The sequence below is a fragment of the Jannaschia seosinensis genome (genome assembly GCF_001408515.1).
Lineage (GTDB): Bacteria > Pseudomonadota > Alphaproteobacteria > Rhodobacterales > Rhodobacteraceae > Jannaschia > Jannaschia seosinensis.
The window spans coordinates 35,255-61,186 of record NZ_CYPR01000160.1; the positions used below are offsets into that span (position 1 = coordinate 35,255).

Annotated in this window: 27 protein-coding genes; 18 read left to right on the top strand and 9 right to left on the bottom strand. The window is 67.0% G+C overall.

The window, feature by feature from the left end; genetic code table 11:
* Positions 1 to 15: 15 nt before the first annotated feature.
* Together JSE7799_RS11885 and JSE7799_RS11890 are read right to left on the bottom strand one after the other, a co-directional pair.
* Positions 16 to 633 carry a MarC family protein gene (locus JSE7799_RS11885; protein WP_055663800.1) on the bottom strand — a complete coding sequence of 206 codons (618 nt, stop codon included), beginning with the start codon at positions 631 to 633 and terminating at the stop codon, positions 16 to 18.
* Positions 630 to 2,489: an ABC-F family ATP-binding cassette domain-containing protein gene (locus JSE7799_RS11890; RefSeq protein WP_055663801.1), complete on the bottom strand. Its 1,860-nt coding sequence runs from the start codon at positions 2,487 to 2,489 to the stop codon at positions 630 to 632. Before JSE7799_RS11890 ends, JSE7799_RS11885 begins: the two co-directional genes overlap by 4 nt.
* A gap of 99 nt (positions 2,490 to 2,588) precedes the next feature.
* Between JSE7799_RS11890 and ndk the strand changes: the two genes are divergently transcribed.
* The 3 genes from ndk to JSE7799_RS11905 all read left to right on the top strand — a co-directional run bounded on the left by ndk (position 2,589) and on the right by JSE7799_RS11905 (position 5,009).
* Positions 2,589 to 3,011: a nucleoside-diphosphate kinase gene (gene ndk / locus JSE7799_RS11895; RefSeq protein ID WP_055663802.1), complete on the top strand. Its 423-nt coding sequence runs from the start codon at positions 2,589 to 2,591 to the stop codon at positions 3,009 to 3,011.
* A 106-nt stretch (positions 3,012 to 3,117) separates the two neighbouring features.
* Positions 3,118 to 3,600 (top strand): hypothetical protein, encoded by a 483-nt coding sequence (locus tag JSE7799_RS11900; protein WP_055663803.1) that lies wholly within the window; start codon positions 3,118 to 3,120, stop codon positions 3,598 to 3,600.
* 41 nt (positions 3,601 to 3,641) lie between these two features.
* Positions 3,642 to 5,009: an MATE family efflux transporter gene (locus JSE7799_RS11905; RefSeq protein ID WP_055663804.1), complete on the top strand. Its 1,368-nt coding sequence runs from the start codon at positions 3,642 to 3,644 to the stop codon at positions 5,007 to 5,009.
* On the opposite strand, the gene JSE7799_RS11910 is transcribed toward JSE7799_RS11905, so the two are convergent.
* Entirely contained in the window at positions 4,993 to 5,316 is a 324-nt protein-coding gene (locus JSE7799_RS11910; protein ID WP_055663844.1) for a HesB/IscA family protein, read from the bottom strand. The two genes, JSE7799_RS11905 and JSE7799_RS11910, sit on opposite strands and share 17 nt — an antisense overlap.
* Positions 5,317 to 5,396: 80 nt before the next feature.
* Here JSE7799_RS11910 and JSE7799_RS11915 point away from each other — a divergent pair, with 80 nt between their 5' ends.
* The 6 genes from JSE7799_RS11915 to scpB all read left to right on the top strand — a co-directional run bounded on the left by JSE7799_RS11915 (position 5,397) and on the right by scpB (position 12,048).
* Entirely contained in the window at positions 5,397 to 6,533 is a 1,137-nt protein-coding gene (locus JSE7799_RS11915) for a deoxyguanosinetriphosphate triphosphohydrolase (RefSeq protein WP_055663805.1), read from the top strand.
* Between the two features lie 106 nt (positions 6,534 to 6,639).
* Entirely contained in the window at positions 6,640 to 8,382 is a 1,743-nt protein-coding gene (gene argS, locus JSE7799_RS11920) for an arginine--tRNA ligase (RefSeq protein ID WP_055663806.1), read from the top strand.
* A 127-nt stretch (positions 8,383 to 8,509) separates the two neighbouring features.
* Positions 8,510 to 9,598, top strand: a complete 1,089-nt coding sequence (locus JSE7799_RS11925; protein WP_055663807.1) for an SPOR domain-containing protein — start codon at positions 8,510 to 8,512, stop codon at positions 9,596 to 9,598.
* A 9-nt stretch (positions 9,599 to 9,607) separates the two neighbouring features.
* Complete coding sequence (locus JSE7799_RS11930; protein WP_055663808.1) at positions 9,608 to 10,591, top strand: glycoside hydrolase family 3 N-terminal domain-containing protein; 984 nt, start codon at positions 9,608 to 9,610, stop codon at positions 10,589 to 10,591.
* Positions 10,592 to 10,600: 9 nt separating this feature from the next.
* Positions 10,601 to 11,410 (top strand): segregation and condensation protein A, encoded by an 810-nt coding sequence (locus JSE7799_RS11935; RefSeq protein ID WP_144431679.1) that lies wholly within the window; start codon positions 10,601 to 10,603, stop codon positions 11,408 to 11,410.
* Positions 11,410 to 12,048 (top strand): SMC-Scp complex subunit ScpB, encoded by a 639-nt coding sequence (gene scpB / locus JSE7799_RS11940; protein ID WP_055663809.1) that lies wholly within the window; start codon positions 11,410 to 11,412, stop codon positions 12,046 to 12,048. The genes JSE7799_RS11935 and scpB overlap by 1 nt, the downstream gene beginning before the upstream one ends.
* Positions 12,049 to 12,095: 47 nt before the next feature.
* Here the strand turns inward: scpB and JSE7799_RS11945 are convergent, their stop codons facing one another.
* The 4 genes from JSE7799_RS11945 to JSE7799_RS11960 form a co-directional block, all read right to left on the bottom strand.
* A complete protein-coding gene (locus tag JSE7799_RS11945) occupies positions 12,096 to 12,947 on the bottom strand; it encodes an alpha/beta hydrolase (protein WP_055663810.1) in 852 nt (283 codons plus the stop codon).
* Entirely contained in the window at positions 12,947 to 13,747 is an 801-nt protein-coding gene (locus JSE7799_RS11950) for an SDR family NAD(P)-dependent oxidoreductase (RefSeq protein ID WP_055663811.1), read from the bottom strand. Before JSE7799_RS11950 ends, JSE7799_RS11945 begins: the two co-directional genes overlap by 1 nt.
* 202 nt (positions 13,748 to 13,949) lie before the next feature.
* Entirely contained in the window at positions 13,950 to 14,705 is a 756-nt protein-coding gene (locus JSE7799_RS11955) for a TVP38/TMEM64 family protein (protein WP_055663812.1), read from the bottom strand.
* A 105-nt stretch (positions 14,706 to 14,810) separates the two neighbouring features.
* Positions 14,811 to 15,392, bottom strand: coding sequence for a DUF2478 domain-containing protein (locus JSE7799_RS11960; RefSeq protein ID WP_245624872.1), 582 nt, complete (start codon positions 15,390 to 15,392; stop codon positions 14,811 to 14,813).
* Between JSE7799_RS11960 and JSE7799_RS11965 the strand changes: the two genes are divergently transcribed.
* Genes JSE7799_RS11965 through JSE7799_RS11975 form a run of 3 tightly spaced genes read left to right on the top strand, consistent with a single transcriptional unit; the run spans position 15,391 to position 17,845 of the window.
* Entirely contained in the window at positions 15,391 to 16,116 is a 726-nt protein-coding gene (locus JSE7799_RS11965) for a 5-oxoprolinase subunit B family protein (protein ID WP_055663813.1), read from the top strand. The two genes, JSE7799_RS11960 and JSE7799_RS11965, sit on opposite strands and share 2 nt — an antisense overlap.
* Positions 16,113 to 17,081, top strand: coding sequence for a 5-oxoprolinase subunit C family protein (locus JSE7799_RS11970; RefSeq protein ID WP_083480523.1), 969 nt, complete (start codon positions 16,113 to 16,115; stop codon positions 17,079 to 17,081). Before JSE7799_RS11965 ends, JSE7799_RS11970 begins: the two co-directional genes overlap by 4 nt.
* Positions 17,078 to 17,845: a LamB/YcsF family protein gene (locus JSE7799_RS11975; RefSeq protein ID WP_055663815.1), complete on the top strand. Its 768-nt coding sequence runs from the start codon at positions 17,078 to 17,080 to the stop codon at positions 17,843 to 17,845. Before JSE7799_RS11970 ends, JSE7799_RS11975 begins: the two co-directional genes overlap by 4 nt.
* Before the next feature lie 23 nt (positions 17,846 to 17,868).
* Here JSE7799_RS11975 and JSE7799_RS11980 read toward each other — a convergent pair whose 3' ends face one another.
* Positions 17,869 to 18,636: an SseB family protein gene (locus JSE7799_RS11980; RefSeq protein WP_055663816.1), complete on the bottom strand. Its 768-nt coding sequence runs from the start codon at positions 18,634 to 18,636 to the stop codon at positions 17,869 to 17,871.
* Complete coding sequence (locus JSE7799_RS11985) at positions 18,633 to 19,214, bottom strand: uracil-DNA glycosylase family protein (RefSeq protein ID WP_055663817.1); 582 nt, start codon at positions 19,212 to 19,214, stop codon at positions 18,633 to 18,635. The genes JSE7799_RS11980 and JSE7799_RS11985 overlap by 4 nt, the downstream gene beginning before the upstream one ends.
* A 373-nt stretch (positions 19,215 to 19,587) precedes the next feature.
* On the opposite strand from JSE7799_RS11985, the gene JSE7799_RS11990 reads away from it, so the two are divergent.
* From JSE7799_RS11990 to JSE7799_RS12015, 6 genes are all read left to right on the top strand, one after another.
* Entirely contained in the window at positions 19,588 to 19,875 is a 288-nt protein-coding gene (locus tag JSE7799_RS11990) for a co-chaperone GroES (protein ID WP_055663818.1), read from the top strand.
* A gap of 53 nt (positions 19,876 to 19,928) precedes the next feature.
* Entirely contained in the window at positions 19,929 to 21,572 is a 1,644-nt protein-coding gene (gene groL / locus JSE7799_RS11995; protein ID WP_055663819.1) for a chaperonin GroEL, read from the top strand.
* A gap of 186 nt (positions 21,573 to 21,758) precedes the next feature.
* Positions 21,759 to 22,112, top strand: coding sequence for a PRC-barrel domain-containing protein (locus JSE7799_RS12000; RefSeq protein ID WP_083480525.1), 354 nt, complete (start codon positions 21,759 to 21,761; stop codon positions 22,110 to 22,112).
* A gap of 91 nt (positions 22,113 to 22,203) precedes the next feature.
* Positions 22,204 to 23,502 carry a Na+/H+ antiporter NhaA gene (locus JSE7799_RS12005; RefSeq protein WP_055663820.1) on the top strand — a complete coding sequence of 433 codons (1,299 nt, stop codon included), beginning with the start codon at positions 22,204 to 22,206 and terminating at the stop codon, positions 23,500 to 23,502.
* Positions 23,503 to 23,644: 142 nt separating this feature from the next.
* A complete protein-coding gene (locus tag JSE7799_RS12010) occupies positions 23,645 to 24,298 on the top strand; it encodes an ABC transporter ATP-binding protein (RefSeq protein ID WP_055663821.1) in 654 nt (217 codons plus the stop codon).
* Entirely contained in the window at positions 24,291 to 25,820 is a 1,530-nt protein-coding gene (locus tag JSE7799_RS12015) for a KpsE/RkpR family capsule polysaccharide export protein (protein WP_055663822.1), read from the top strand. The genes JSE7799_RS12010 and JSE7799_RS12015 overlap by 8 nt, the downstream gene beginning before the upstream one ends.
* Positions 25,821 to 25,932 lie beyond the last annotated feature (112 nt).

Sequence of the window (25,932 nt, forward strand, 5' to 3'; positions counted from 1 at the left end):
CACCGGATGTAGGTGTCACAGGCCCCCGGTCCAAGGCAGGTCGGCCAGACCGTCCAGCACGAACTGCACCGAAAGCGCGGCGAGCAGCATCCCCAGAAGCCGCGTGACCACGTTGATCCCCGTCGCACCCAAAAGCCGCTCCATCGGCGTGGCGAGGAGGAACAGCCCGAAGACCACCGCGATGACCGAGAGCATGACTCCGATCGCCTGCGCCGTACCAAGCACCGCCGCGCCGTCGGTCAGAAGGATCATCGTCGCGATCGCGCCCGGCCCGGCAATCAGCGGCAGGGCCAGCGGAAAGACGGACGGGTCGTCGGTCGGCTCCTCGGCCTGTCCCTCGCGCCGCTGCGTCCGCTTCTCGAACAGCATCTCAAGGGCGGTCAGGAACAGGAGCAAGCCGCCTGCGATACGGAAGGCGGGCATCGAGATCCCGACGAAGTTCAACACCGCCTCACCGGCCAGCGCGAAGACGACGAGGAGGGCTGCCGCGATGGCACAGGCCCGGATCCCGATGATGCGTCTCCGACGCGGCGACATGCCGGTGGTCAGTGCCAGAAAAATCGGCGCCAGCCCGATCGGGTCGATGATGACAAAGAGCGCGGCGAACGCCGTGATCAGTTCGACTTGGCTCATCTGGCTTCGGCTTTTTCGAGGCTTTCCATCGCCTTGAGCCAGATGGCCTCGGCACGGTCCGCGCCTTCCATGACCTCGGCGTATTTCTTGTTCCAGGTTTCCAGTTCGCCCACCCGGTCGTCGGTATAGAGGGCGGGGTCGGCCAGCTTCTTCGCCAGCTTGTCGCGCATTTCGGAGATCTTCGCGACCCGCGCCTCGGCCTTGCGGACCTCCGCGCGCAGTTCGAGGATCCGGTCGCGCGACGCCGGTTGCGGTTTCTGATTTTCCTTTGAGGCCGAAGTCTTTGCGGGCCGTTCTTCACCCGACAGAAGCAGCTTGCGATAGCTTTCCAGATCGCCGTCATACGGCCCGACGGCGCCGCCCTTCACCAGCCACAGCCGGTCGGCCACCAGCCCGAGCAGGTGCATATCGTGGCTGACCAGCACGACCGCGCCGGTATAGGCCGTCAGCGCCTCGATCAGCGCCTCGCGGCTTTCGATGTCGAGGTGGTTCGTCGGCTCGTCGAGGATCAGCATGTGCGGTGCGTCGAGCGTGGCCAGCAGCAGCGAAAGCCGCGCCTTCTGTCCGCCCGACAGCGATCCGACCAGCGTGCCCGCCTGATCCGCACCCAGCCCGAACGATGCCAGCCGTGCACGCAGCTTGGCTGGCGCGTCGTCCGGTCGCTCGCGGCGGATATGGTCGAGCGGCGTCTCGTCCACGTGCAATTCGTCCACCTGATGTTGGGCGAAGTACCCTATCCGCAGCTTTCCCGACGCGATCCGCTGGCCGTCCATCACCTGAAGCCTGTCCGACAACAGCTTGGAAAGCGTGGATTTCCCTTCGCCGTTGCGGCCCAGAAGCGCGATCCGGTCGTCTTGGTCGATCCGCAGGTTCAGCCGCGAGAGGACCGGGTCGCCGCCATAGCCGACCGCCGCACCGTCGAGGCGCAGGATCGGGGGGGACAGGTCCTCGGGCTGCGGGAAGGTGAAGACCGTGCGCGCCGCGTCCTCTGGCGCGCGGATCGTCTCCATCCGCTCCAGCATCTTGACCCGGCTCTGCGCCTGCTTCGCCTTGGAGGCCTTGGCCTTGAAACGGTCGATGAAGCTTTGCAGATGCGCGCGCTGCGTTTCCTGCTTGGCGGCGGCGGCGGCCTGACCCGCCCGCTTTTCGGCGCGCATCTTCACGAAGGTGTCGTAGGGACCGGTGTAGTAGGTCAGCCCCTTGTCCTCGAGGTGCAGGATCCCGCCCACGGCCCGGTTCAGGAGGCCGCGATCGTGGCTGATGATGATGACCGTGTGAGGATAGCGCGCCAGATAACTCTCGAGCCACAGCGCACCTTCGAGGTCGAGATAGTTCGTCGGCTCGTCGAGCAGCAGCAGGTCCGGCTGCGCGAAGAGAACCCCCGCCAGCGCCACGCGCATCCGCCAGCCGCCGGAATAGGCCGAGCAGGGACGCTGCTGCGCCTCGGGGTCGAAGCCCAGACCACGCAGGATCGACGCCGCCCGCGCCTCGCCGGACCATGCGTCGATGTCCTGCAGGCGCGCCTGCACCTCGGCGATCCGGTGCGGGTCGGTGGCGCTATCGGCCTCGGCCATCAACTCGGCCCGTTCCGCATCGGCGTCGAGCACGGTCTGGAGGACGGTGACTTCCGACGACGGCACTTCCTGTGCGACGCCGCCGATCCGCGCGCGCGACGGCAGGGCGATCTCGCCGCCGTCGAGGACCTGCTCGCCCCGGATCAGCTTGAACAGGGTCGTCTTGCCGGTTCCGTTGCGGCCGACGAGGCCAACCTTGTGGCCGTCCGGGATTACGGCGCTCGCCCCTTCGAACAGGGGGCGGCCGGCGACGGAGTAATTGAGGTCTGTGATTTGCAGCATGACCGCCCTCTGCGACCTTGGCGGGCGCGCGTCAACACCCGGTTCCCTTCGCCCCCCGCCGCTGCTACAGGCCGGCCAAATACAAGCCAGGAGACCGAGATGGCCATCGAACGCACCTTTTCCATCGTCAAGCCCGACGCCACCCGCCGCAACCTCACCGGCGCGATCGTCGCCAAGCTGGAGCAGGCGGGCCTGCGCGTCGTCGCGCAGAAGCGCATTCACCTGACGAAGGCGCAGGCGGGCAAGTTTTACGAAGTCCACAAGGAGCGGCCGTTCTACGACGAGCTGTGCGAGTTCATGTCGTCCGAGCCGATCGTCGTGCAGGTGCTCGAAGGCGAGAACGCGATCGCGAAAAACCGCGAAGTAATGGGCGCCACCAACCCCGCCGACGCCGATGCGGGCACGATTCGCAAGGAATACGCGCTGTCGATCGGCGAGAATTCGGTTCACGGCTCCGACGGCCCGGACACCGCGAAGGAGGAGATCGCCTACTTCTTCTCCGGGCTCGAAATCGTCGGCTGAACGCGGGCGACGTCTGGATATCTAGAGGGCGCTCCTTCGGGGGCGCCCTTTTTCGTTTTCGGAACCGTGTCTTCCGCGAGCCCGTTGATGGAGCCAAGGAGACTCGATGACCGATTCCAATGAACCCGCCTCGCCGCCACAGATGGCCGCGAGCCTGCTTGCCGCAACGGAAGCGGCCGGTGCGCAGGAGCGTGGCCGGCGCGATGCGGCGGATGCTGCCTTGGGGAAGTTGATCGGTCGGGTCCGGGGCGCGCTGGAGCGGATCGATCCGGCGGATCTCGACCCTGCGGGTGTGGCGCTCATCGTGGAGTGGCACGATGGACTCACAGACATTCGGCGGCATGTGGATGAATGGGCGGTCCGGACCGGCCGCACGACCGCACTGACGACCACGTGGCGCGAGGATCTGCGGGCGCAATTCTGTCGCGGCGGTCTGCCGGCGGTCCTGCGGGACGGGACGCTTGTGCTGGAGGCGATCGACAACACCGTCGCCGCGTTGACCGATCCGGCCGCCTGCGAGGCGCTGGAACGGCACCGCCGGATCCTCGCCCGCATCCTCAACGCCGTGCAAGACCGGGTCGACGTCTGACGCGGATTGCCACGGCCCGGCGGCGGGCGTACCGCAACGCGATGAAGCCCACGCTGTCCAACGATCTGAGCCGGACGCTCGTCCTCGGTCTGCCCCTTGTGGGCAGTCAGGTTGCGCAGGTTCTGATCGGGCTCACCGACACGCTGATGCTGGGGCGCTACTCAGTCGAGGCGCTGGCGGCGGCGACGATATCGCACACGTTCTTCTTCTCGCTCCTCGTCCTGGGGTCGGGATTCGCGGTGGGGGCGATGGGCATGGCGGCCGAGGCGCTCGGCCGCGAGGACGAGACGCAGGTTCGCCGCGTGGCCCGCATGTCGGCTTGGTTGTCCGTGGCGACGGCGATGGCCCTGCTGCCGCTGTTCCTGGCATCCGGGCCGATCCTGTCCGCGCTGGGCCAGAACGCGCAGGTCGCCGGCGACAGCCAGACCTATCTGCGGATCGCGGGGTGGGGGATGGTGCCGGCGCTGCTGACGGCGACGTTGCGCAGCCATCTTTCGGCGCTTGAGCATACGCGCATCGTGCTGTGGGCGACGCTGGCGGCGGTGGCGCTGAACATCGGGGTGAACTGGTTGCTGATCTTCGGCAATCTGGGCGCGCCGGAACTTGGCCTGCGGGGGGCGGCCATCGCGTCGGTTGGCGTGCAGACGCTGTCGGTGCTGGTGCTGGGGGCCTACGCGCTACGCGGTCCCGGCATGGCGCGGTTCGAGCTGGCGAAGAACCTGCACCGCCCCGATTGGCCGATCCTGCGCGATATCTTCCGGCTCGGCTGGCCGGTGGGTCTGACGCATGTGTCAGAATCCGGGCTGTTCGCGGCCTCGGCGTTGATGATGGGATGGATCGGGACCGTCGCGCTTGCCGCCCACGGGATTGCGATCGGCATCTCGGCCCTGACCTTCATGGTCCATATGGGCCTCAGCCAAGCCGCCACCGTGCGCGTCGGCCGTGCCTGGGGACAACGCGACGGCGACGCGCTGCGTCGGGCGGCGCTGGCGGCGATGATCCTGTCCGGGGTGGCCGTGGTGCTGGCCATGGCGCTCTATTTCGGGGCGGGGCGGTTCATCATCGGGCTGTTTCTGGACAATTCCGACCCGCAGGCGCCGGCGATCCTGTCGCTGGGCGTCTCGCTTCTGATGGTGGCGGCGTTGTTTCAGCTCGTGGATGCGGGGCAGGTCATGGCGCTGGGCCTTCTGCGCGGGGTGCAGGATACACGGCGGCCGATGGTCTACGCGCTGATCGCGTATTGGGGCCTGGGCATCCCGGCAAGCTGGGCCTTCGGGTTCCCGTTCGGTCTGGGGCCGCAGGGCGTGTGGCTGGGCCTCGTGGTGGGCCTGATGGCGGCGACGGTGGCGCTGACGACGCGGTTCCTGCGGATCACGTCCGCCGCCGCGCCGCTCACATCGCGAAGCTGACGCCGCAGCCGCAGCTCGAGGCCGCATTCGGATTTTCGATCGTGAAGCGCGAACCGACCAGCTCCTCGGTGTAGTCGATCGTCGCGCCGCCGAGGAAGGGCAGGGACGTTTCGTCCACCACGACCTTCTCGCCGGAGCCTTCCAGGATCAGGTCGCCATCGGCCGGTGCGTCCAGATCGATCTGGTACTGGAAGCCGGAGCATCCGCCTCCTTCGACGGCGATACGCAGCGCCTTGCCCTGTGCGGCGGCGCCGATCTCGCCCAGACGCTCGAAGGCGCGGGGTGTGACCTTGGGGGGCAGGGACAGTTCCATGGCTCGCCTCGGGGCTGTGCATTTGTAACACCATCGATATATGGAGGCCCGACGCGCCTGCCAAGGGATGCCCCGTGACCGTTCCATATGCCTGCGATCCCGCCGAGAGCCGCGGACGGCTGCATGACGAGGAGGAGAGCGCGTTCCGCTCGCCGTTTCAGCGCGACCGCGACCGGATCATCCACGCCTCCGCCTTTCGCCGCCTCAAGCACAAGACGCAGGTCTTCATCGAGCATGAAGGCGACTATTTCCGCACCCGTCTTACCCATTCCATCGAGGTGGCGCAGGTCGCGCGCACCATCGCAAAGCATCTGGACCTCAATCCGGAACTGACGGAGGCCGTGGCGCTGGCGCATGACCTCGGGCACACGCCCTTCGGTCACACGGGGGAGGAGGCGCTGGACCGCCTGATGGCGCCGCATGGCGGGTTCGACCACAACGCCCAGGCGCTGCGCATCGTCACGTCGCTGGAGCGGCACTATGCCGAATGGGACGGCCTCAACCTCACGTGGGAAACGCTTGAGGGGCTGGCGAAACATAACGGTCCGGTCACGCCTCCGATCCCTTGGGCGCTGTCGGTCTATGACGCGGTGCACGATCTCGAACTCCACACGCATGCCAGCGCCGAGGCGCAGGTGGCGGCGTTGTCCGACGACATCGCCTACAACAACCACGACCTGCATGACGGCCTGCGGGCGGAACTGTTCTCGACCGACGAGTTGGCCGAGCTTCCGGTTCTGCGCGACTGCTTTGCCGAGGTGGACGCGAGATATCCCGGCCTGAACTACTACCGGCGTCGCCACGAGGCGCTGCGCCGCTTTTTCGGCGTTTTGGTGGAGGACGTGATTGCGGTGACCGAAGTCAATCTGCGCGACCTCGCCCCCTCCCGCCCGGAGGATGTGCGCGAGGCGGGGCGCATGATGGTCCGCTTTTCGCCCGGCCTGTGGTCCGACCTCAAGGTGATCCGCACGTTCCTCTTCGAGCGGATGTACCGCGCGCCTTCGGTGGTCGAAATGCGGCGGCAGGTCACGCAGGTGATCGAGGACCTCTTCCCGTTTTTCATGGCCCACCCTGAGGAATTGCCCAAGCAATGGCGTCTGGACGTGGAGGAGGCCGAGGGCGAGACCGCGCTGGCGCGCATTGTGTCGGACTACATCGCGGGGATGACCGACCGGTTCGCGCTGCAATGCCACGACCGGCTGATCCGCTGATTGTCGGACCGGGCGTGTCAGGCTTGTGTGTCGTTGCGCCGGGGGTCCGTTGAACAAGGCATCCGCGGGCGCTAGAGGGATGGGACCTTTCCGACGGACGCGACCCATGAACCTCTTTGCCGATATCCGCGCGCTCACCCTCGACGCACTTGCCGACCTCGCCCGCGATGGCACGATCCCGGAGGGGCTGGAGACCGGTAATGTCACCGTCGAGCCGCCGCGCGACCCGGCGCATGGGGACATGGCGACCAACGCGGCGATGGTGCTGGCAAAGCCCGCGGGCCTCAAGCCCCGCGACATTGCCGAGGCGCTGGCCGCACACCTCTCCGCCGATCCGCGCATTGCGGAGGCCGAAGTCGCGGGGCCGGGTTTCATCAATATCCGCCTTGCGCCGCGGGTCTGGCAGGACGTCGTCGGCAAGGTTCTGGTGGCGGGGACTGGTTTCGGCCGCTCCGGGATGGGGCAGGGGCAGCGGGTCAACGTCGAATACGTCTCCGCCAATCCGACGGGTCCGCTCCATGTGGGTCACACGCGGGGCGCGGTGTTCGGCGACGCGCTGGCCGCGCTTCTGGAATATAGCGGCCACGACGTGACGCGCGAATACTACATCAACGACGGCGGCGGACAGATTGATACGCTCGCGCGGTCGGTCTACCTGCGCTACCTCGAGGCGCACGGGCAGGAGGTGGCCTTTCCCGAAGGTGTCTATCCGGGCGACTACCTCGTCCCGGTGGGCGAGGCTCTGAAGGCCGAATACGGCGATGCCTGGGTTGATCGGCCGGAAGAAGAATGGCTGCCCGCGATCCGCGCCTTCGCCACCGAGGCGATGATGGATCTCGTTCGCACGGACCTCGCCCGGCTGGGTGTGAAGATGGACGTGTTCAGCAGCGAGAAGGCGCTTTACGGCACGGGCCGGATCGAAGCGGCGATTGAGGAATTGCGCGGCAAAGACCTCATCTATCGCGGCACGCTGGAGCCTCCGAAGGGCAAGCTTCCGGAGGATTGGGAGGCGCGGGAGCAGACGCTGTTCCGCTCCACCGCCTATGGTGACGATGTTGACCGGCCGATCCAGAAATCCGACGGGTCGTGGACGTATTTTGCCCCCGACATCGCCTATCACCACGACAAGGTCGGGCGCGGCTTCGACGCCCTCATCAATGTGTTCGGGGCCGATCACGGCGGCTACGTCAAGCGGATGAAGGCGGCGGTCGCGGCGCTGACCGACGGGACGGTGCCGCTCGACATCAAGCTCATCCAGATCGTCCGGCTGCTGCGCGACGGGCAGGAACTGAAGATGTCGAAGCGCGCGGGAACCTTCGTCACGCTGTCGGACGTGATCGACATGGTCGGTCCGGACGTGACCCGGTTCGTCATGCTGACGCGCAAGAACGACGCGCCGCTGGATTTCGACGTGTCCAAGGTGCTGGAGCAGTCGAAGGACAACCCGGTCTTTTACGTCCAGTACGCACATGCGCGTGTCATGTCGGTGCTGCGCAAGGCAGCCGAGGCGGGAATCGACGCCTCGGACGAATCGCTGCGGACCGCCGATCTTGGCAAGCTCGACCACGAGGCGGAGCAGGCACTGGCCGCAAAGGTTGCCGAATGGCCACGGTTGGTCGAGATCGCCGCCCGCACCCACGAGCCGCATCGCGTCGCTTTCTACCTCTATGAACTCGCCTCGGGCCTTCATGCGCTGTGGAACCGGGGTCATGAGGATACGACCCTGCGATTCCTGCAAGACGACCCCGACACGAGCCGCGCCAAGATCGCGCTGGCGCGGGCGGTCTCCATTGTAATCGCGGCGGGTTTGGGCATACTCGGCGTCGAACCTGCGAACGAGATGCGCTGAAGACCCTCAACGGGCGCGGTGCCGCACGGTTCGAGCAGAGGCGGATCGCGGGGATCAACTCCGCATCCATTGGCAGTGACACGACAACCTCCGGGGCTTCGCCGTCTCGGGGGCGGAGGGCAGGCATATGGCGGATCTCGATTATTACGGCACCAATTACGGCATCGAGGAACCCTCGCGGCTGGCCGAAGCCGTGCGCAATTTCGGGGTGGTGAACTGGGCCGGCGCGCTGACATCGTTGGGCCTGACGGCGGGCTTGGCATTCTGGGCAGTTGACCTGACGTTTCGCGACGTCTCATCGGTGCCGGTGATTCAGGCGCTGGCGGGGCCGATGCGTGTGGCGCCGGAAAATCCGGGCGGCACCGTCGCAAGGTTTCAGGGAATGGCCCTCTCCGACATCACCTCGGGCGGCGCCGCCGCGCCCGCACCCGACCAGATCGTTCTGGCCCCGCCGCCACTGACGCTCGACGCACCCGCCCAAGCGGCGCGCACGGCGGCTGTGGCCAAGCTCGCGGAGGCGGCGAAGGCAGCCGAACAGGATGACGTCGCCGCGCCCGCCACGCCGGTCATGGCATCGGCCGAACCGGATGCGATTGCGGCTCCTCTGCCAGACGCGTCGCCTCTCGCGCAGATGGACGAGGTCCCGGCCATCGAGATCGCCGCGCCGCAACAGGCCGCGCCCGACGCTGCCCCGGTCATCGCCACGGCGCCGGTCGAGGAGGCGGAGGAGCAGGATCTGGTTGCCGCGGCCATCACGCAGGCCGTGTCCGAGAGCCTGCCCGGCCTCGCTCGTTCCAGCCGTCCGCGGCAGCGGCCCGCCGACCTGCGCCGCACGATTGCGAATGCCGCCCCTGCGCGCCTGCCGACCGAGGCGCAGCCGGAAGTGGCCGGCATTCAGGTCGCCTCCGCCGACCCGTCCGCCATTGCCGCGCCCCGTCGGGAAGTCGATCCCGCCTCCGTCGCGCCCGGGACCCGTGTGGTCCAGCTTGGCGCCTTCGACAGCGAGGCGATCGCGCGTGGCGAGTGGACCCGGCTGGAGGCCAAGTTCCGCGAGTACATGGCGGGCAAGAGCCTGATGATCGAGAAGGCCCGGTCCGGTGGCCGCGATTTCTGGCGGCTGCGCGTCGTGGGCTTCGGCGACGGCTCTGACGCCCGGCGCTTCTGCTCGGCCCTGCTGGCGCGTAACGCCGCCTGCATCCCCGTCACCATCCGCTGACCGGGCGCGATGGCCGGGGCCTTCATCCTCGGGTGCGAAGGCCCCGATCTGACGCCGCAGGAGGCGGCGTTCTTCCGCGACGCCGACCCTTGGGGATTTATCCTCTTCGCGCGTAACGTCGAAACGCCCGACCGGCTTCGCGCGCTGACCTCCGCCTTGCGCGAGAGCGTCGGGCGCGATGCGCCGATCCTGATCGACCAGGAGGGCGGACGCGTGCAGCGGCTCGGCCCGCCGCACTGGACCGGCTGGCCCGCCCCCCTCACGCAGATGAGCCGGGCCAGCGATCCCGAGCGCGCGATGTTCCTGCGTGCGGCCCTGATCGGGCGGGAGCTTCGGGATGTCGGCATCGACGTCAATTGTACACCGACGGCAGATATCGCGGGCGAAAAGACACATCCGTTCCTGCTCAACCGCCTCTACGGGGGTGACGTGGAGACGGTTGTCGCGCGGGCGCGGGCCAATGCCGAAGGGGGTGCCGCGGGTGGCGTTCTCCCGGTTCTCAAGCACATCCCCGGCCACGGGCGCGGCACGGTGGACAGCCATCTGGGCCTGCCGGTTGTCGATGCCGACCGCGACGATCTGCGTGCCACCGATTTCGAGGTGTTCCGCCGCCTGAACGATTTGCCTTTGGGGATGAGCGCTCACGTCGTCTATTCCGCTTTGGACGATGCGCCGGGAACGATCTCGTCCACTGTCATTGAAGAGATCCGGGGCAGGATCGGGTTCGACGGACTCTTGATGACCGACGATATCTCAATGGGTGCGCTGCCGGGCGATCTGGCCACGCGGTGCGCCGGTTCGCTCGCGGCGGGCTGCGACGTGGTTTTGCATTGCAACGGAGAGCGCGAGGATATGGAGGTCGTGGCCGCGACTTGTCCGGCGTTGAACGGTGTGGCTGCGGCGCGGGCCGCGCGTGCCTTGGCCGCGCGGACCGATCCGGTCGAACTTGACATCGAAGCCGCCCACGCGGAACTTGCCGCCCTCACCGCGTGAGGGGGCCAGATGGCCGAGGATTTCATGGAGGGGCCGGCACGCGATTCCGACCCGCAGGCGGTCGCGGAGCGGCTGGCCGCCGAGGCGCTCATCGTCGACGTCGAAGGGTTCGAGGGGCCGCTCGATGTGCTGCTGACGCTGTCGCGGACGCAGAAGGTCGACCTGCGGGCGATCTCGGTGCTGAAACTGGCGCGGCAATACCTCGCCTTCGTTGAGCGGGCGCGGGAATTGCGGCTGGAACTGGCGGCGGATTACCTCGTCATGGCCGCGTGGCTCGCATTTCTGAAATCGCGCCTCCTGTTGCCGCCCGATCCGGAGGAGGAAGGGCCGTCGGCCGAGGATCTGGCCGTGCATCTGGCGTTCCAGCTTGAGCGGCTGGAGGCGATGCGTAACGCCGCCGCACAGCTGATGGCCCTCGACCATCTTGGCCGCGACGTGTTCGCGCGCGGAGAGCCGCAGAACGTGTCGCGGGCGCGCAAGGTCGAGTGGAAGGCGACGATCCTGGATCTTATGAAGAGCTATTCGCGGCTGCGCACGCGCGACGATTTCCGCCCCTTCGTGATGGACCGTGAAGGGGTCTGGACGATGGAGGAAGCGCTGGAGCGTCTGCGTCCGCTGATGGGTCATGTGGGCGATTGGACGGATTTGATGGCCTTCCTGCCGGAGGGCTGGGATGTTGATCCGGCGCGCCGCCGGTCCGCCACGGCGTCTACCTTCGCCGCCACGTTGGAACTTGCGAAGAACGGGCGTCTCGACCTGCAGCAGGACAAGACCTTCGGGCCCATTCGCATCCGCGGTCGGTCGGCAGGATCCGCGTGATGGACGATGCGCGCGACAGCCTCTTCGAGGCCCCGCCGCTTTCGGAGCAGGAGCGGATGGTCGAGGCCGTTCTTTTCGCATCGGCCAAGCCTCTCACGGTGGCCGATCTTCATGCCCGCCTTCCGCATGGCTGCGATGCGCCGGCGGCCCTGGAATTGCTGGCGAAGCGCTACGAGGGGCGCGGCGTGCGGGTGGTGCGGGTGGGAGATGCCTGGGCGATCCGCACGGCGCCGGACCTGTCGTTCCTGATGACGCGCGAAACGGTGGAGACGCGCAAGCTTTCGCGCGCCGCGACCGAAACCCTGGCCATCGTCGCCTACCACCAGCCGGTGACGCGGGCCGAGATCGAGGAGATCCGCGGCGTGTCCGTGTCGAAGGGAACGGTGGAACAGCTCATGGAGCTGGACTGGATCAAGCTAGGCCGTCGCCGCGACACGCCGGGCCGCCCCGTCACGTTCGTGGTCACGCGGGGGTTTCTGGATCATTTCGGCCTGTCTTCGCCGCGGGATCTGCCGGGCCTGAGAGAATTGCGCGCCGCGGGGCTTCTGGACAGCACGCCACCTCCGGAGGCAACCGCGCCGCGCGAGAGCGGGGCGCAGAACGAATTGTTCGTCCCGTCCCCTCCGGAGGAGGAGTAGCCGAACGGTCGGGCCAATTCCATCGCGCGGGCGCGGTGGATGTCCTCCTAGCCGAGGGTCGCCGTCACTGCCCGGTCCAGAGAGGCACGCGCCTCCGCCCACCAAGGCGACCAGAGCTGCCCCATGTGCAGCATGCCCGGCGTGACCCGAAGCGTAATCGGCGCATCCACCGCCGCGCCCTTGTCGCGCAGCGCGAGCGCGTCGCCGAGAAGGACTTCCGGCTCGCCCGCTTCGATATGGGTGCGGGGCAAGCCGGAGAGGTCGTCGAGGGCGGGCGAGACCTGCGGATCGTCGCGGGTCATGTCGCCAAAACACATCCGCGCCAGCGCTTGGTCGCCTTCGTCGTCGACCACCGGATCGGTTTCGCTCATCCGCGCCCGCGCCAGGTTCAGCCCACTGCGATCTGTATTGGGCGAAAACAGCATGAGTCCCGCGACCTCGCCGCCATTCCGCACGTGGTCGAGCGTCGCAACCAGCGCCAGATGCCCGCCCGCGCTGTCGCCCGCGAAGATCGGGCGATCGATGGTGGCCGTTGCGGTCCGCGCATCCTCAAGCTGCGCGGGCCACGGATGTTCGGGCGCAAGCCGGTAGCGTGGCAGGTGCACGGTCAGCCCATGATGCGCGGCAAGATGAAAGGCCGGGCGCAGATGCGTCTCCGGCGCACCGAAGACATAGCCGCCGCCGTGAAACCATATGAGCGTCGGGCCCGGCCGGCGGGGCCGCACGGTCAGGCCCCGCGCATCCGTCTCGACCTTGATCCCGTCCGGCGGCTCGGGCGCGGCATCGGCGTTCACAAGCCGCCGAAACCCGCCGCGCATCTCGTCCGGCGTCTTGCCGAGGGGATGCGCAGCGATGCGGTCGACGATGGTTGCCCGTTCGATCTCACCGGAAAACGGCATCAGATGTTGATCGCCTGCACCGCCCCGCCATCCACGCGCCAATTCGCACCGTTCACAAAGCTTGCCCTGTCGGAACACAGGCAGGCGATGACGAAGGCGGCCTCCTCCGGCTGTCCGCGCCGCTTGAGCGCGAGGTGCGGGCGTTCCTCGTCCAGAAAGCTCTCGACCGCTTCCTCGATGGATGTGCCACGCTGTTCTGCGCGCTTCTCCATCATGCCATCGGTCATGTCGGTCTCGATGAAGGCAGGGGCCACGCAATTGATGAGCGTTCCCTTCTGCGCGTAGACTTGGCTCATCCCCTTCGCGAAGCTCAGGACCGCGGCCTTCGAGGCGTTGTAGACGACCTCGTCGGGATAAGGCTGCGCCACGTTCTCAGACGTGACGAAGACCACGCGGCCCCATCCCCGTTCGTTCATGCCGGGGATGAACGCTTTCGACATGCGCACGGCCGTCATGAAATCCGTGTTCCACGCGTGGTGCCAATCGTCCTCCGAGATGTCCGCCAGAGGGTCGCCCTTGGCCCCGGTCACACCGGCGGCGTGGACGAGGATATCGGCCTGCCAGCCATTGTCGCTCACGGCCTGCGCGACCTTCTCGGCCCCGTCCTGCGCGGTGAGATCGGCGACGACCGTGACGACGCCGTCTGGCAGCTTCTCCGCCACGTCGCGCAGTTCGTCCTCGTCGATGTCGGTCAGGACCAGATTGCATCCCTCGCCTTCGAGTATCTTCGCCGTCTCCAGCGCCATGTCACCGGCCGCGCCGGAGATGACCGCGGTGCGGCCCTTGATCTTGAGGTCCATGTGTTCGTCCTTTGACTTCAGTCGCGAGAATTTGCCCTGAGGATAGGAGAACGGACGGCCGTCGCGGCAAGTCTCACAACTGTCGGTGCGGTCAAAACGTCGCAGTCGAAGGGCGCGTGGGGTGATCGTCCCACGCTGATACCGGGTGCTGCTTTCCGGCGCCCGACAATGCAGAGGATCCGCGCTTTTCTGCTGCCGCAGGTCAGCCGGCCGGCCCGTGGAACCCTTCGCGGCGCAACTCGGCCGCGGCGACCCGGCTGAGCCAGAAGACGAAGCCACCGAACAACAAGAGCCCGCCGACAGCCAGCGCCACCTGCACGTTCGACGCGCCCAAAGTGGCCAGACCGCCAAGCGCACCGACCCAGACCATCGCAAGCGTGCCGGGCGCGAGGCCGATCAGGGTGGCGGCGCAGTAGGTACGAAACCCCACATCCGTCAGGCCCAGAAGCCAGTTCTGCGCCGTGAATGGCAGGATCGGCGTCAGACGCAGGAGAGAGACGAAGACGAAGCCATTGCCCGCGATCGCGCGATCGGCCGCATGGATCCGCGGGCCGGCAATTCGGCGCAGCATCCAGTTGCGCAGCCAGGTTCGCCCGATCAGGTACGGCGGCACCGCACCGAGAAGACTGCCTGCCATGGCCAAGGGAAAGCCCCACCAGCCATAGGCGAGGCCGCCCACGACCGACATGGCGGCGGCAGGCAGGGGCAGAATCACCACGAACACGTAGATCACGAGGTAGAGCGATACGCCCCAGATCCCGCTATCAGCCACGAAGTCGCGCAGGATCGGCACCCAATCGTTCCACGGCAGCAGCCACATCCCGAAGGCCAGAACGATCAGCAGGGCGGGCCAAATCCAGATCTGCCATGCCGGAATGGATTTGACTGTGGCCGCATGCGCCACGATGGCCTCATCCGAGGAGCTCTCCGGCTCGAAGTGGTTGCGTGGCACCTGCATCGACGCCACCTAGGGTTGCGGTGTGCCACTGTGCAAGAGGCAGGGCCACGATTATGAGCCGCGGGGGCGTGTCTGCTGCTGGTGCTGGGCCGATGCATTCCCGCATCAGGGGCGTTCCCGCACCCAGGCAAGAAGCGGCGCGACTGCGGGCGGCAGGCGCGTCACGTCAGTCCCGGCATAGGCCTCCAGCGCGGGCAGATTCGTCCGGTTCACACCCACCAGAACATCCGCATCCAGTTCAAGCGCCCGCGCAATGACATTGCGAAAGCCGCGCCCGGCGGCCTCCTGCTTGCCGAACTTGTTCACGATCAGAAGGTCGGCCCCGCCGGCAAGCGCCGTCTCGGCCGCGGCCACGGCGGTTTCGAGGCCGGCCGCATCGAGTTGACAGCCGCGTGCGCCGGGGCCGAGCGATTGGCTGATGCGAATGACCGGCCCGTCCGGCAGCACGAGCGCATCCATGTCGCAGCGGGTGTCGCCGGGACGCTCGGAGTTGATCTGCACGATGCCGGCAAGACGCAGGCCGTCGGCCATCGCGGCGCGTGCGACGGCATGCAGCAGCGGATCGAGTTCTCCGCGTCCTTCGGTCATCGTGCAGGCGAGGCGCATGGGCGCAGGTTCCACGCGCCGCGCGCCGACGCAAGCGCCCTGCTTGACGGGCGGGGCTGCGCGGGCGACCTCTGGCGCCATGGACGATACATTTCCCCAAATCGAGCCGCTGGGCGAGGCGGCGCTGCTGGTGCGGTTCGCACCGCGTTTGGACGACGCTGCCAACCGCGCCTGCGTCGCCTTTCGCGCGGCGCTGGAGGCGGAGCCTGTTGCGGGGGTCGAGGAGACGGCTTCGTCTCTGGGTTCCGTTCTCGTGCGGTTCGCGCCCGGGGCGGAGGTGGGCGAGGCGCTCCGCGACAGGCTCGGCGCGCGGGACTGGTCGGCCGTGCCGCCGCCGCCCCGCAGGTGGTGGCGCATCCCGTGCAGCTATGGCGGCGAGGACGGTCCGCAGCTTGAGGAGGCCGCGCGCATGGCGGGCATGGACGTGGCCGATGCGGTTGCGGCGCTTTCGTCGGTGCGGGTTCGGATTCTGGCGCTCGGCTTCGCGCCGGGGATGCCGTATCTGGGGATCCTTCCCGACGTCTGGAACCTTCCGCGTCAAACGGGGCTGACGCCGAAGGTGCCGGAAGGTGCGCTGGTCGTCGCCGTTCGTCAGCTTGTGCTGTTCGGAACCTCGGCGCCGACGGGGTGGCGGCAGGTGGGGCTCACGGCGTTCGGCTGCTTCCGCCCGGGTCGTGACCGGCCGATCGCGCTTTCGCCGGGTGACGAGGTGACGTTTCCCGCCGTATCTCCCGCGGCTTTGCGCGAGGGGGCGGAGGCGGATGATCAAGGCCATGGCGGCGCAACATGGGAGCGGCTGGAATGACGACAGTTGTCGCCTGCGGGCCTCTTGTCACCATTCAGGATGCGGGACGGCCGGGTCATCTGGCGCGAGGTCTCGCGCGCGGGGGAGCGGCGGATCGCCGGGCGCTTGACGAGGCGGCGGCGCTTCTGGGCGATTGCGGCGCGGGGATCGAGATTCCCGGTGCACCCTTGACGCTGCGGCTGAGTGCGCCTGCGATGGTCGCGCTGACGGGGGCGCCGATGCGGGCCGAGGCCGGGGGGCGGGCGCTCGACTGGCATGCGGCGCATCCGATCCCGGCGGAAGCCGACGTCACACTGCGCCCGACCGGGCAGGGGGTCTACTCATACCTCCACATGCGCGGCGGGTTCGACACGGAGGTCGTGATGGGCAGCCGGGCGGCGCATCTCATCGCCGGGATCGGCCAACCATTGGCAAGTGGCGACCGGCTGGCGCATGCGCCGTCGGATGGTGATGCCCGCGTGATCGCGGTCGCGGACCGGTTCGATGGCGGCGTTCTGCGCGTGTTACCGACACCGCAGACGGCGCTTTTTCCCGAGGCGGAGATTGCGCGCTTCGAGGCGACGACCTTCCGGCGCGACACCCGGGGCAACCGCCAAGGCGTTCGCCTGACGCTCGACGGGGACGGGTTCGCGACCGAAGGGCAACTCGACCTGCTGTCCGATTTCATCCTGCCCGGGGACGTGCAGATGACGGGCGACGGCGTACCCTACATCCTCGGCCCGGAATGCCAGACGACAGGCGGCTACCCGCGGATCGGCACGGTGATCGAAGCCGACCTGCCGCGTGCGATGCAGGCGCCGCCGGGCGCCGCGCTGCGGTTTCGCTTCGTCACGCTGGACGAGGCACGGGCGGCACGACCGCGATTGCCGGAAGTGGCGCCTCTGGTGCGCCATGCGGGCACGGCGGAATTGCTGAGGGCCAATCTGATCGGCGGAGTGATCTCCGCTAAGGGGGAAACGGAATGAAGGTCGATTTGAACGCGGATATGGGCGAGGGCTTCGGCGACTGGCCGATGGGCGACGATGCCGCGCTTCTGAAGGTGGTGACTTCGGCGAACATCGCCTGCGGCGCGCATGCGGGCGATTGGGACGTGATGGCGCGCACCATGGCGGAGGCGCATGCGAATAAGGTGGGGATCGGGGCGCATCCGGGATTCCCGGATTTGCAGGGCTTCGGCCGCCGGCGGATGACGATGGCGCCCGAAAGCGTGGCAAACCTCGTGATCTGGCAATTCGGCGCCGCGCGCGGAATGGCGGCGGCGCAGGGGACGCGGGTGCGGCATTTCAAGCTGCACGGTGCGCTGGCCAACATGGCGTCGGAGGATGCCGATCTCGCGCGCGCGGCCTATGCGGCTGCTCTGCGCGTGGATCCCGATGTGATCCTTCTGGTGCTGGCGGGAACGGCGCAGGAAAAGGTGGCGCGCGAACTCGGCGCCGTCTGGGCGGGCGAGATCTTTGCCGACCGGGGCTACGAGGACGACGCGACACTCGTCTTGCGAGGGCGGCCCGGCGCGATGGTGCGCGATCCCGAAGAGGCGGCCGCCCGGATGGTGCGGTTCGTGCGCGACGGTGCGATCCACTCCAACAGCGGCAAGATGATTCCGGCGGCCTGCGACTCCATCTGCCTGCACGGGGACAGGCCGGAGGCACTGGCGATCGCGCGCGCGGTACGTGCTGCGTTGGAGGCCGAAGATGTCGTGCTCGCTCCGATGGAGGGGCGGCGCGGCTGAGCCGTGGCGCTGGCCGGAATGCGTCAGCGCAAGCGTGGCGGTGCGTCGGGGTCGCGGATCAGCATGGTCGGCTCCGGTTCCGGCAGATCGATCCGCAGGCCGTGACGCGCCAGCCTTGCGGCGAGCGGCTGGCTTGCGCGCAAGAACGTCACGTCGATCTGGCCCGCATCTAGGCCCGAGAAGACCAGAGCTTCGGAGACGGCGCGTGCAAGATCCGGCTCTGCCCCCGGTACGGCATCGACAAAGGCCAGCATGTGCGAACGCGCTCCGCCGGAATAGGTTGCCTGCGCAAGATAGGCCATCCGGGCGAGGCCGGCGGTGAGCGAGAGCTTGGCATCGAGCGCGGCAAGAAGGTTTTCGGGCAGGTGTCCCGGCGGGCCGATCTCCTCGACCTGCGCGGCCTCCTCGGCGGGCGCATGGGCGAGCGTCCGGGCCAGCCATTCGATCGCCTCTGGAGGCAGGAGCTGCGCCGAGGGCGCTTCGTCGAGATTGAGAGCGAGGCCGAGGGACTCGGCCGCGAGCAGCGCGGCGAGGCGACGACCCGACAGTGTCGCCGTGGCCGCGCCGCCGGCGAAGGCAGTCAGCCGCTCGGGCAGGTCAAAGGCGAGGGCGTATCGCGCCTCGTCCACTTCCACGAGACGGGGCTCGATACGTTCGCCGTCGTCGGGTTCTCCGTTCAGCAGCAGGTGAAGCTCCGCCTCCGCCAGGGCGCCCATGAAGGCGAGGCGCGCCGCGTCGGTGCCCGCATCCTCGGCGGCGATATGGGCACGATCGAGCGGGGTCTGGGTCATGCGGCAAGAGCCTCCCGGATGGCGGTCCGCAGGGCGGGCAGCGTCTCTGCCTCGAACCACGGATGTTTCTTGAGCCATGCGGTATTGCGCCAGGACGGGTGAGGCAAGCAGAAGACCGACGGGGCGAGGTCGCGCCATTCGCGCACCCGATCCGTGACGCGGCCCTTGCCCAGGTGCCATTGCTGCGCATACGCGCCGACGAGGAGGGTGACGCGCGGCCGCCCGACATGCGCGAGCGCCGCAGCGCGCCAGGTCGCTGCGCAGATTTTCGGCGGAGGAATGTCGCCGCCCGCAGCATCGTAACCCGGAAAGCAGAAGCCCATGGGCACGATGGCGACGCGGGACGTGTCCCAGAACGTATTGTCGTCGATAGCCATCCATTGCCGCAGGCGCGCGCCCGACGGATCGTCGAACGGCCTGCCCGACAGATGCGCGCGCATCCCGGGCGCCTGGCTCGCCACCATGATCGGCGCGTTTCGCGAGAACCATACGACCGGGGCGGGTGCGTGGCTTGTGGCGGTGGCGGCAAAGCGGTCGGCGCAGATCCGGCAGCCGCGTATCTCATCGGGAAGAGGCATGCCGCGTCAGCTAGGGACGGCGCTCGCCTTCATCAATGGAGGGCTTCGGCCGATCCACGAAAGGGGCGGGGTCCCCGGCCACGGCGTTTGGTTGCGATCCGGCCTGCGGCAAGGCAGACGGCAGGCGAAGCGGGGGCGGCTCCGGGTGTGTCGAGACACGGGCGAAAGCGGGCGAAATTCCGCGCCCGCCTTGGTCGGTCTCGTCCTCGGACATGGCGGCGGATTTGCTCTGCCGGACGCGGCTCCGGAACGTCCTTGTCGACACTTCACGGGGACGTATTGACAGGCCGCCGCGGCTCTCCTATCTGCCCGTCGTTGGCACTCTCTGTTTGTGAGTGACAACGACGGAACATATTCAAGGGAAGAGGCTCAAATGGCTTTCAAACCGCTCCACGACCGCGTGCTGGTCCGCCGCGTCGAATCCGACGAGAAGACCAAGGGCGGTCTCATCATCCCCGACACCGCCAAGGAAAAGCCCGCAGAGGGCGAGATCGTTTCGGTCGGCGAAGGTGCGCGCAAGGATTCGGGCGAACTGATCGCACCGAGCGTAACCGCGGGCGACCGGGTCCTCTTCGGCAAGTGGTCGGGCACCGAGGTCGAGATCGACGGTGAAGAGCTGCTGATCATGAAGGAGAGCGACATCCTCGGCGTCATCGCGTAAGCGACGGATCGCCTGAAGATCGCTCTGCAACCCATTATTTACAGGAGAAAATCATGGCCTCCAAGGACGTGAAATTCAACACCGACGCACGCAATCGCATGCTGAAGGGCGTCAACATTCTCGCCGACGCCGTCAAGGTGACGCTGGGCCCCAAGGGTCGTAACGTCGTCCTCGACAAGTCGTTCGGTGCCCCCCGCATCACCAAGGACGGTGTTTCGGTCGCCAAGGAAATCGAACTTGAGGACAAGTTCGAGAACATGGGCGCCCAGATGGTCAAGGAAGTTGCCCAGCGCACCAACGACGAAGCCGGCGACGGCACCACGACCGCGACCGTTCTCGCCCAAGCCATCGTTCGCGAAGGCATGAAGTCGGTTGCCGCCGGCATGAACCCGATGGACCTCAAGCGCGGCATCGATCTTGCCACCGCAAAGGTCGTCGAGGCCATTAAGGCCGCCGCGCGTGACGTGTCCGATTCGGCCGAAGTCGCGCAGGTCGGCACCATCTCCGCCAACGGCGAAGCCGAAATCGGTCGTCAGATCGCCGACGCGATGCAGAAGGTCGGCAACGAGGGTGTCATCACCGTCGAGGAGAACAAGGGCCTCGAGACCGAGACCGACGTCGTCGAGGGCATGCAGTTCGACCGCGGCTACCTTAGCCCGTACTTCGTGACGAACCCCGAGAAGATGACCACCGAGCTTGAGGATTGCATGATCCTGCTGCACGAGAAGAAGCTCTCGTCGCTGCAGCCCATGGTTCCGCTGCTCGAGTCGGTGATCCAGTCGCAAAAGCCGCTGCTGATCATCGCCGAGGACGTCGAGGGCGAGGCTCTGGCCACGCTGGTGGTCAACAAGCTGCGTGGTGGCCTGAAGATCGCCGCCGTCAAGGCGCCGGGCTTCGGTGACCGCCGCAAGGCCATGCTGCAGGACATCGCGATCCTGACCGGTGGCCAGGTGATCTCCGACGATCTGGGCATGAAGCTCGAGAACGTGACGATGGACATGCTCGGCACCGCCAAGCGCGTCGCGATCACGAAGGACGAGACCACGATCGTGGACGGTGCCGGCGAAAAGGCCGAGATCGAAGCGCGTGTCTCGCAGATCCGTCAGCAGATCGAGGAAACCACCTCGGACTACGACCGCGAGAAGCTGCAGGAGCGTGTTGCCAAGCTGGCCGGTGGCGTTGCCGTCATCCGCGTCGGTGGCATGACCGAGACCGAGGTCAAGGAGCGCAAGGACCGCGTCGACGACGCGCTCAACGCGACCCGTGCGGCCGTTCAGGAAGGCATCGTCGTCGGCGGTGGCGTTGCTCTGGTTCAGGCGGGCAAGTCGCTCGACGGACTCAAGGGCGCCAACAGCGACCAGGACATTGGCATCTCGATCGTGCGCAAGGCGCTTGAGGCGCCGCTCCGTCAGATCGCCGAGAACTCGGGCGTGGACGGTTCGGTCGTCGCGGGCAAAATCCGCGAGTCCGACGATCCCAAGTTCGGCTTCAACGCGCAGACCGAAGAATATGGCGACATGTTCAAGTTCGGCGTGATCGATCCGGCCAAGGTGGTGCGTCATGCGCTGCAGGACGCCGCGTCCATTGCGGGTCTGCTCATCACGACCGAAGCTATGGTCGCCGACAAGCCGCAAAAGGAAAACGCCGGTGGCGGCGGCGGCATGCCCGACATGGGCGGCATGGGCGGCATGATGTAATACGCCGTTCCACAGGAACGTCTTCTGGCTATGCCAGCGCAAAGGGTCCCTTCGGGGACCCTTTGTCGTTCGGCGGGGCTCACGGCGGAGCGGCGCCGCCCCGTCGAAAATCGCGCGCCGGTCACGGAACGCACCCGCCCTCCACGCGCGTTGGCATCCTGCCGCACATTCACGAGGAGGAACGACATGACACACGGATCCAACGAACTTGTTGCCGCAGCCGATGTGACGGGCGAGGCGGTCTTCGGTGCGGATGACACGCGGGTCGGAACGATCGACCGGGTGATGATCGACAAGGTGTCCGGCAAGGTGGCCTATGCCGTGATGAGCTTCGGCGGCGTTCTCGGCATCGGGGGTGATGAGCGGCCGGTACCGTGGGATACGCTGACCTACGACACGTCGCTCGGCGGGTTCCGGACCTCGATCACCGAGGCCCAGCTCAACGAAGCGCCGCGGGCCGAAAGCGGCTGGGAGCAGGACCGGGACTTTCACGACCGGACCCACACGGCTTACGGAACCGCACCGAACTTCTACGTCTGAATGTGAAACGCACGATACGGCGCGGGCAGGGCGCTTGTCCCCGCCCGCGCCGACACGTTAGCAGTCGCGCGACGAACGAAGGGTTGCGCGCTTGTACCGTGTCTGGAACTTCCTTGGCCATTATTCGCTTCTGCTGATCCTGGGCGCGATCATCGCGTTGGTCTGGGCCAACGTGGATGTGCGCTCCTATCACCTGATGATCGAGTGGCCGCTCTGGTTCAACGACCTGATCGGCGAGGATCTCTCCCGCTGGAACCTCGCGCTTGGGGCGGATGCCGAGAGGTTCGGCCACGCCGAGACCGCCAAGGTCCTGACGGTCTATTATCTGGTCAACAACATCCTCATGGCGTTCTTCTTTGCCATCGCTGGCAAAGAAGTCTGGGAGGCGGTGATCCTGGAGAAGGGATCGCTGCGCGGCAAAAAGGCGATGACGCCGCTTCTCGCCACGATCGGGGGCATGGTCGGGCCCGTCGTCGTGTATCTCGGGATCGCGGCGCTTCTCGGTTCGACCACCTATGATGCCTTGGCGCAGGGTTGGGCGATCCCGACGGCGACGGACATCGCGCTGAGTTATCTCGTGGGGCGGATCATATTCGGGGCGGGCCATCCGGCAGTTCGGTTTCTGCTGCTTCTGGCGATCGCGGACGATGCGCTTGGTCTTGTCATCCTCGCAATCCTGTATCCGTCGGGGGGCGTGGCACCCGCTTGGTTGCTCTTGCCGCTTGCCGCGGCGCTCGGGGCCTTCGTGTTCTTCAACTGGCTGCCGCGGAGGCTGGATGCCGGCGATCAGCTTCGCCCCCGCTCAACTTGGGTGCGGCAGAAGCTGTCGTTCTGGCCATATCTCGTGGCGGGGGCCGTATCGTGGATCGGCTTCGCGCAGGCGGGGCTTCATCCCGTGCTCGCCCTGCTGCCGATCGTGCCGACGATGCCGCATGCCGACCGTGCCTTCGGCATCTTCGCGGAGGCGGAGCAATATCTCACCGACCTTCTCAACCACGCCGAGCATCTTCTGAAACGCCCGGTCGAGATCATCCTGTTTCTCTTCGGCCTCGTGAATATGGGGGTCGAATTTTCGGCAATCTCGACGCTCACATGGCTGGTTCTGGCGGCCCTGATCATCGGCAAGCCGCTGGGCGTCCTGATCTTCGGCTATGTCGGCGCGTATGCGCTGCGCTTCGGTCTGCCGGACGGGATGCGGACGGCGGATTTGTTCGTGATTGGCTGCGTGGCGGCGCTCGGCTTCACCGTCCCGCTGTTTCTGGCCGCCGCCGCATTCGATCCGGGGCCGGTGCAGGATGCGGCAAGGCTGGGCGTGCTGTTCAGCGTGGTGGCGGCCGTCATCAGCTTGACGGCCGGTCGGCTGGCAGGCGTCCGCAAGCGGAAGGGCTGAGAAGGCGTGCCGGTGGTCTCCTGCATCTTGCTGTCCCACATGATGAAGTTTGGCGTCCCTTTCCCGGTTCGGTCAGGGAGTCCTTTCGCAGAGCGGGGCGTAACGCATAACGTCGGCTTCCCGAGGGATGCGAGCGTCATCGATGATTGAATTCGACCGGGTTTCGAAGTCCTTCTGGACGGGCAAGCAGCGCAAGGTCATCCTTGAGCGCGCGTCGTTCCGAGTGGAGCCGGGGAGGTCGCTCGGCATCCTCGCGCCGAATGGCACGGGCAAGACCACGATCATCAACATGATGGCTGGCCTCGAGAAAGCCGATGAGGGCCAGATCCGGCGCAGCAGCCGCATCTCCTTCCCGCTGGGCTTCATGAGCGGCGTGGTGCAGCGCAACAGCGCGACCGAGAACAGCCGCTATATTGCCACGCTCTACGGCCTCGACCCCGATTACGTGGAGGCGTTCTGCCGCTACCTTTTCGGGGGCGAGGAATATTTCGAAATGCCCGTCGGCACCTACAGCCAAGGAATGAAGACGCGATTCTCGTTCGCGCTCATGCTTGCGCTGGAATTCGACATCTACCTCATCGACGAAGGCATGCCTGCGACCACGGATGCGGAGTTCAACCGCAAGGCCGGCGCTATCCTGCGGGAGCGGTTGGCCGAGGCGACTGTGGTAATCGTGAGTCATCAGCCGCGGGTTCTGGAGCGGTTCGCCGCGACTGCTGCCGTTTTGCGCGACGGGCGGCTATACGAGTTCGATACACTCGAAGAGGCTCGAAGGTTGTACGAATACGATGCCTAGAGCCGTCAAGTTCCGCACCCGCCGCGACGGCAGCTTCAACCTTCCCGACGCGGTGATCCCCGAGGCGGTGCCGCCGGTCGATGATGGGGCGTTGGACGTGGCATTCGACGCCGCGCCCGAGACGCCGACCGGTCGGCAGCTCCGCATGGCGCGCCGCATCGCACAGAAGCACGGGATCCAGGCCAATTCCGATGCCGATGCGGTGAAGGCGCTGCGGCAGCGCGGCATCGATCCGTTTGACAGGGCGAACATGTTGCAGCTCGTCGGCACGAAGGGCGGCATCGTGGTGCCGGAGAAGCATGCGCAGGTGCCGGCCATGCGCAGGGAGGGGGCGGCGGCCCCGATACCGGCCCCCCTCAATCCCGAAGCGCGGGCGGGTGAAATCCTTCGCATCCAGCGCGATATCGCGCGGCGCCGGCGTCGCCGGCTGACGCTTCTGGGCGTGCGTCTGGCGTTCTTCGTCGGCCTTCCGACGGTGGTTGCGGGGATCTACTATTTCGCGGTCGCCACGCCGATGTACGCGACGGAATCGGAGTTCGTCATCCAGCAGGCCGACGCGGCCTCCGGCGCGGGGGCGGGCTTGGGCGGTTTGTTCTCCGGGACAGGGATGGCGACGCAGCAGGACAGCATCTCGGTGCAATCCTATCTTCTATCCCGCGATGCGCTGAACCGGCTGGATGCCGAGCTCGGCTTTGTCGAGCATTTTTCCGCGTCCGGGATCGACCCCCTACAGCAATTGCCGCCTGACGCGTCGCGCGATGCCGCCTACGAGCTTTACCAGAGCATGGTCCGCATCGGCTATGATCCTACCGAAGGCGTCGTGAAGATGGAGGTGGTCGCCGCGGATCCGCAACTTTCGGCGTCGTTCAGCAGAGCGCTGGTCGGTTACGCCGAGGAGCAGGTGGATCAGCTTACCGCCCGGCTGCGCATCGATCAGATGTCGGGAGCGGAGGCCAGCTTCGCCGCGGCGGAGGCGCGGATGCAGGCGTCGCAGGGCCGGGTGGTCGACCTGCAGGAGCAACTGGGTGTCGTCTCCGGCGAGACGGAAGTATCGCTGATCTACCAGCAGATCGGTGCGATCGAGACGGAGCTTCGGGCCGAGCGTCTGGCGCTCGATCGACTGCTCGCCAACCGCCAGCCGAACGAGGCGCGGGTCGAGGTGTCCGAGCAGCGGATCGCGCAGCTGGAAGGTCTGCTGGGCGACCTGCGTTCCAGCCTGACCGAAGGCGCGCCGGGCGATACGAGCCTTGCGCGCGTGAATGCGGAGTTGCAGGTGGCGAATGCCGACCTCGTGACGCGTCAGCTTCTGTTGCAGCAGGCCGCGCAGCAGCTGGAGCTTGCGCGGATCGAGGCGAACCGTCAGGTCCGCTATCTCTCGACGCCCGTCCCGCCGATCCCGCCGGATGAGCCGACCTATCCCCGCGCGTTCGAGAATACCGCTCTCGCCTTTCTCGTCTTCTCCGGTCTCTACCTGATGGTGTCGCTGACGACTGCCATCCTGCGCGAACAGGTGTCGGGCTGAGAGTTCTCACGAAGAGCGTCGGCGGAGTTTCTCCGACCGCGACCTGTCGATGGTGGGTTGCTTCGCCGCGCGGTCCGGCTACCTAGTGCGGCCAACCGCCACGCCACCTCGA